Here is a 6511-nt window from a genome sequence, read left to right as displayed (position 1 = left end):
AACCGGCTGACCCCTCGCCCAGGGGAATCTTCGCGTCAGCCGCTCGTCGGGCCGCCGGGCCGGGCCCTCTGCAGGTCGCCCGGCGCCCCGTCCTCGGGGCACGTCCACGGCGCGTGCCCTCCCGGGGCGCCGCGGGGGCCGGGTCTACCCTCCGGACATGGAGTTCCGCCGCATCCCGGGCCTGCCGCCGTACGTCTTCACGATCATCGACTCGCTGAAGATCGAGGCGCGGCGAGCCGGCCGGGACGTGGTGGACCTCGGTTTCGGCAACCCCGACATCCCCTCGCCGGAGCTCACCGTGGAGAAGCTGGCCGAGGCGGCGCACAACACGCGCAACCACCGCTACTCGTCCTCGCGCGGGCTGCCCAAGCTCCGCCAGGCCGTCTCCGACCTCTACCGCCGCCGCTTCGACGTCGTGCTGGACCCGGACACCGAGGTCATCAGCACCATCGGGGCCAAGGAGGGCTTCAGCCACCTCATGTGGGTGCTGCTCCAGGCCGGGGACGCGGCGCTCGTGCCTTCGCCCAGCTACCCGATCCACATCTGGGGCCCGTACTTCGCCGGGGCCGACGCGCGCCAGGTCTCCCTCAACGGGCCGGACGGGCCGAGCGGGGCGGCGTACGTCGACAACGTCATGGAGGCGTGGGAGCTCGGCTGGCCCAAGCCTCGTGTCGTCGTCCTGTCGTTCCCCCACAACCCCACGACAGCGACGATCGACCTGCCCGACCTGCAGCGGCTCGTGGACTGGGCGCGCGAGCGCGACGTCGTCCTCGTCCACGACTTCGCCTACGCCGAGACGGCCTTCGACGGCTGGCTGCCGCCGTCGATCCTGCAGTGCGAGGGCGCCAAGGAGTGCGCCGTCGAGCTCTACTCGATGACGAAGTCGTTCTCCATGGCCGGCTGGCGCGTCGCCTTCCTCGTCGGGAACCGCGAGGTCGTCGGGGCGCTCGCGAAGCTCAAGAGCTACCTGGACTACGGCACCTTCCAGCCGATCCAGATCGCGGCGACGGTCACGCTCAACGAGGCCCAGGACTACCCGCTCGAGGTGAACGCCGTCTACGAGTCGCGGCGCGACGCCCTCGTCGAGGGGCTGAACCGCGCGGGATGGCCGCTGGCGCCGCCCCGCGGGACGATGTTCGCCTGGGCCCGCATCCCCGAGCCGTACGCCGAGATGCGCTCCATCGAGTTCGCCAAGCACGTCATCACCGAGTGCGACGTCGCCGTCTCGCCCGGCGTGGGCTTCGGCCCGGAGGGCGACGACTACGTGCGCTTCGCCCTCATCGAGAACGAGCAGCGCATCGCCCAGGCCGCCCGGCAGCTGCGCAAGGGCCTGGTCAAGCTCGGCTGAGGGCCGTACCAGGACGAGGACGGCCGGGACGGACGTCCGGCCGGGGTCTACCCGAACGGGGCATCGTTGCCTAGGGTGCGCGACGGCGCGGGCCACCCCTGCGCTCGTGACTCACCGAGGAGACTGATGCGCAAGCTGACATGCGGACTCGTGGGCGTGGCCCTCGGGGGCAGCCTCATGGCGACGGGCATGGCCCCGGCGCTGGCCGCCCCGGGCGCCGCGGCGCCACCGGCCGGCACCCCGACGACGGAGCCGGCGGCCGCCCCCGTCGACGACCTGCCCAACCCGCTCGAGGACAAGCGCCGGGCGCTGCGCGAGACAGCCATCACCGGCGTGCTCGACGGCGAGCTGCAGCCGGAGCAGATCGGCGGGAGCACCGTCGTCAAGGTGGGCGAGGAGGCCGCGGCGGCGGCCGGGCGGTCCACGGCGCGACGGGCCGAGGCGCCGTCGCAGCGGGAGCAGAGCCAGTACGTGGAGCTCTCGCGGGAGAGCACCGACAAGATCTTCGTGATCCTCGCCGAGTTCGGCGACGAGCGGCACCCGGACTTCCCCGACAAGGACACGGACCCGGACACCCCGGGCCCGACCCGGTTCGACGGGCCGCGCCACAACGAGATCCCCGAGCCCGACCGCTCCGTCGACAACTCGACGGTCTGGCAGGAGGACTTCGACCAGCAGCACTACCAGGACCTGTACTTCGGCGACGGCGACGCGACGCTCAAGAGCTACTACGAGGCGCAGTCCTCCGGGCGCTACAGCGTCGACGGCGAGGTCTCCGACTGGGTGCGCGTGCGCTACAACGAGGCGCGCTACGGCCGCACCGACCAGGGCGCCTGGTACCTCGTGCGCGACGCCGTCAACCAGTGGATGGCGGACCGCGAGGCCGCGGGGGCGACCGACGAGGAGATCGCCGCGGAGCTGGCCGAGTTCGACCAGCAGGACCGGTACGACTACGACGGCGACGGCGACTTCAACGAGCCCGACGGCTACATCGACCACTTCCAGATCGTCCACGCGGGCGGCGACGAGTCCGACGGGGACCCGACGTACGGCGAGGACGCCATCTGGGCGCACCGCTGGTACGCCTTCGGCACCGACCAGGGCCGCACGGGCCCGGCGCAGAACTTGCTCGGCGGCACGCAGATCGGCGACACGGGCCTGTGGGTCGGCGACTACACGGTGCAGCCGGAGAACGGCGGCTACTCCGTCTTCGCCCACGAGTTCGCGCACGACCTGGGCCTGCCCGACGACTACGACACCTCGGGCGGCAGCAACAACATCGAGTACTGGTCGCTCATGGCGCAGAGCCGCCTGAACGACGAGGGCGAGCCCATCGGGTCCCGCGCCGGGGACATGGGCGCCTGGGAGAAGCTGCAGCTGGGCTGGCTCGACTACGAGACCGTCGTCGCGGGCCAGAAGCGGCGCATGGTGCTCGGGCCGCAGGAGTACAACACCGCGGACGCGCAGGGCGTCGTGGTCGTGCTCCCCGACAAGGAGGTCACCACGCAGCTGGGCGCGCCGGCCACCGGCGAGCGGCAGTGGTGGTCGGGCAAGGGCGACGACCTGTCCAACACCCTGACGGCGTCGGCGGACCTCACGGGCGCCTCCACGGCGACGCTGTCGATGCAGTCGCGCTGGGCGATCGAGGAGGGCTACGACTACCTCTACGTCCAGGCCTCCACCGACGGCGGCGACAGCTGGACCTCGCTGGCCGGCACGGCCGACGGCACCCCGTTCGGCACCGACGCGTCCGGCGCCCCGGCGATCGACGGCGAGCAGGCGGACTGGGTGGACGTCGAGGTGCCCCTCGACGCCTACGCCGGTCAGCAGGTGCAGCTCCGGCTGCTCTACCGCACCGACGGCGGCGTCGCCGAGGACGGCTTCTTCGCCGACGACATCACCCTCGCCGTCGACGGCGAGACCGTGCTGACCGACGGCGCCGAGACGCCGGACGCCTCGACCTTCGTCCTCGACGGGTTCTCCTCCGTCGCGGCGACGTCGACCGAGCTGTTCGACAACTACTACATCGCCGGCCACCGCAGCTACGTCTCCTACGACCAGTACCTGGAGAGCGGGCCGTACAACTTCGGCTGGCCGTCGACGCGCCCGGACTGGGTCGAGCACTTCCCGTACCAGGAGGGCCTGCTCGTGGCCTACTGGGACACCTCGCAGGCGGACAACAACGTGAGCCAGCACCCCGGTGAGGGGCGCAACCTGATCGTGGACGCCCACCCGCGGCCGATGTACAACCTGCAGGGCCAGCCCTGGCGGACGCGGATCCAGTCCTACGACGCGCCGTTCTCGACGCGGAAGGCCGACTCGTTCACCCTGCACGTGGACGGGAAGCCGAGCTACGTGCGCGGGCAGAAGGCGGCGCGGGTCTTCGACGACACCGACCAGTTCTTCTACGAGGAGTTCCCCGCCGGCGGCGTGAAGCTCCCCGGCGTCGGGGTCCAGATCCGCGTGCTCACCGAGCGCGGCACGACGATGCGGGTCAGCATCCGCTGACCCCGGCCCGCGGGCCGCACGCGGGCGCACCACCAGCACGGGCGAGGGCCCGGCGGCTCCGGCCGCCGGGCCCTCGGTCGTCCCCGTGCCCTCGGCCCCGCCGGACACGGACATCCCTCCGAGGTGGGACGTGCGTCACATCTGCTGCAGGTCTACCCGATCGGCGCAACGCGACCTAGGGTTCGCTGCGGCTGCGGGGGAGGCCCGTGCGTCACGTCCGGCGAGGGAGACACATGCGAAAGCTGACAGGCGGGCTGGCCGCGCTGGTGCTCGGAGGAGGCCTCGTGGCCTCCACCGGCGGCGCGGCCCTGGCGGCCCCGGACACCGGCGTCCCACCGCTCGGGCAGGCCACCGCCGCCCCCGTGGTCGAGGACCTGCCGAACCCCCTGGAGGACAAGCGCCGGGCGCTGCGCGAGACCGCGGTGACGGGCGTCCTCGACGGGGAGCTGGAGCCGCAGGAGATCGGCGGGCGGACCGTCGTCAAGGTCGGCGAGGAGGCCGCCGCCGCGGCCCCCGGCGCGACGGCACGAGGACGCGCCGGCTCCGTCACGCCGGAGGACCAGTACGTCGAGCTCGAGCGCGAGAGCACCGACCCGGTCTTCGTCCTGCTCGTCGAGTTCGGCGACCAGCGCTCGCCGGACTTCCCGGACGTCGACAGCGACCCGAACAAGCCCGGCCCGCAGCGGTTCGACGGCCCGCTGCACAACCAGATCCCCGAGCCCGACCGCAGCGTCGACAACTCGACGGTCTGGCAGGAGGACTTCTCCTCCGACTACTACCAGGACCTCTACTTCGGCGAGGGCGACGGCGTCGAGTCGCTCAAGACCTACTACGAGACCCAGTCCTCCGGGCGCTACAGCGTCGACGGGCAGGTCTCGGACTGGGTCAAGGTCCCCTTCAACGAGGCCCGGTACGGCCGTAACCCCACGCCGAACGACATCGTCGGGCGCAACGTGTGGAACCTCGTCCAGGACGGCGCGAACGCCTGGGTCGCCGACCAGGAGGCGCAGGGGGTCAGCGACGAGGAGATCGCCGACCGGCTGGCGCAGTACGACCAGCTGGACCGGTACGACTTCGACAACGACGGCGACTTCGCCGAGCCGGACGGGTACATCGACCGCTTCCAGATCGTCCACGCGGGCGGCGACGAGGCGGACGGCGACCCGATCTACGGCGAGGACGCCATCTGGTCGCACCGCTGGTACGCCTTCGGCACGAACATCGGGCGCACGGGGCCCGCGGAGAACATGGCCGGCGGCACCGAGATCGGGGACACCGGCATCTGGGTCGGCGACTACACGATGCAGGCGGAGAACGGCGGCCTGTCGACCGTCGCCCACGAGTACGGCCACGACCTGGGCCTGCCGGACGACTACGACACCGCCGGCGGCTCCAACGGCATCGAGTGGTGGTCGCTCATGGCGCAGAGCCGGCTCTCGGGCGAGGGCGAGCCGATCGGCACGCGCGCCGGCGACCTCGGCGCGTGGGAGAAGCTGCAGCTCGGCTGGCTCGACTACGAGACGGTCGTGGCGGGGCAGAAGCGCCGCCTCGTGCTCGGGCCGCAGGAGTACAACACCGCGGACGCCCAGGGCGTCGTCGTCGTCCTGCCGGACAAGCAGGTGACGACGCCGCTCGGCGAGCCGGCCTCCGGGGACCGGCAGTGGTGGTCCGGCAAGGCGGACAACCTGTCGAGCACGCTCACGACGGACGTGGACCTCACGGGCGCGAGCACGGCGACGCTGGCGATGCAGGCGCGCTGGGACATCGAGGCCGGCTACGACTACCTCTACGCCGAGGCCTCCACCGACGGCGGCGACACCTGGACCACCCTCGCCGGGACCGTCGGCGGGACCCCCTTCGACGACGAGTCCGGCGCGCCGGGGCTGTCGGGCAACCAGCCGACGTACACCGACGTCGAGATCCCCCTCGACGCCTACGCGGGTGACGAGGTCCAGCTCCGCTTCCTCTACCGCACCGACGGCGGCGTGTCCGAGCTCGGCTTCTTCGCCGACGACATCACGGTGACGGCGGACGGCGAGACGGTGCTCGCCGACGGCGCGGAGGACCCGGCGGCGAGCCCCTTCGTGGCGGACGGCTTCAGCTCGGTGGGCAGCGAGCTGAGCACGGCCTACGACAACTACTACGTCGCCGGCCAGCGCAGCTACGTCTCCTACGACCAGTACCTCGAGACGGGGCCGTACAACTTCGGCTTCCCGGACCGGCCCGACTTCGTCGAGCACTTCCCGTACCAGGAGGGGCTGCTCGTCACCTACTGGGACACCTCGCAGGCGGACAACAACGTGAGCCGGCACCCCGGTGAGGGCCGCAACCTCGTCGTGGACGCGCACCCGCGGCCCATGTACAACCTCGAGGGCCAGGCCTGGCGCTCGCGCATCCAGGTGTACGACGCGCCGTTCTCCACGCAGAAGGCCGACTCCTTCACCCTGCACATCAACGGCAAGCCCAGCTACGTGCGGGGCCAGCAGGCGGCGCGCGTCTTCGACGACACCAAGAAGTACTTCTACGAGGAGTTCCCCGCCAACGGCGTGAAGCTCCCCGGTGCCGGCGTGAAGATGCGCGTGCTCACGGACGACGGCACGTCCATGCGGGTCCGGATCAGCTGACGCGAGACGTCCGGGAGCGGTCCAGCGGGCC

At 71.8% G+C, this 6511-nt stretch carries 3 protein-coding genes; all 3 read left to right on the top strand.

The window, feature by feature from the left end; all coding sequences use genetic code 11:
- Window positions 1–157 precede the first annotated feature (157 nt).
- The 3 genes from WDZ17_RS13695 (at window position 158) to WDZ17_RS13685 (ending at window position 6480) form a co-directional block, all read left to right on the top strand.
- Window positions 158–1348, top strand: a complete 1191-nt coding sequence (locus tag WDZ17_RS13695; RefSeq protein ID WP_339575727.1) for an aminotransferase class I/II-fold pyridoxal phosphate-dependent enzyme — start codon at window positions 158–160, stop codon at window positions 1346–1348.
- 126 nt (window positions 1349–1474) lie between these two features.
- The gene (locus tag WDZ17_RS13690) at window positions 1475–3856 is read left to right on the top strand and encodes an immune inhibitor A domain-containing protein (protein WP_339575726.1); all 2382 of its coding nucleotides are present in this window, start codon (window positions 1475–1477) and stop codon (window positions 3854–3856) included.
- 233 nt (window positions 3857–4089) lie between these two features.
- Window positions 4090–6480: an immune inhibitor A domain-containing protein gene (locus tag WDZ17_RS13685; RefSeq protein ID WP_339575725.1), complete on the top strand. Its 2391-nt coding sequence runs from the start codon at window positions 4090–4092 to the stop codon at window positions 6478–6480.
- Window positions 6481–6511: the final 31 nt, after the last annotated feature.

Origin of the sequence: Pseudokineococcus basanitobsidens (genome assembly GCF_037482545.1) — a bacterium.
GTDB lineage: Bacteria > Actinomycetota > Actinomycetes > Actinomycetales > Quadrisphaeraceae > Pseudokineococcus > Pseudokineococcus basanitobsidens.
This window is presented reverse-complemented; position numbering and strand designations above follow the sequence as displayed.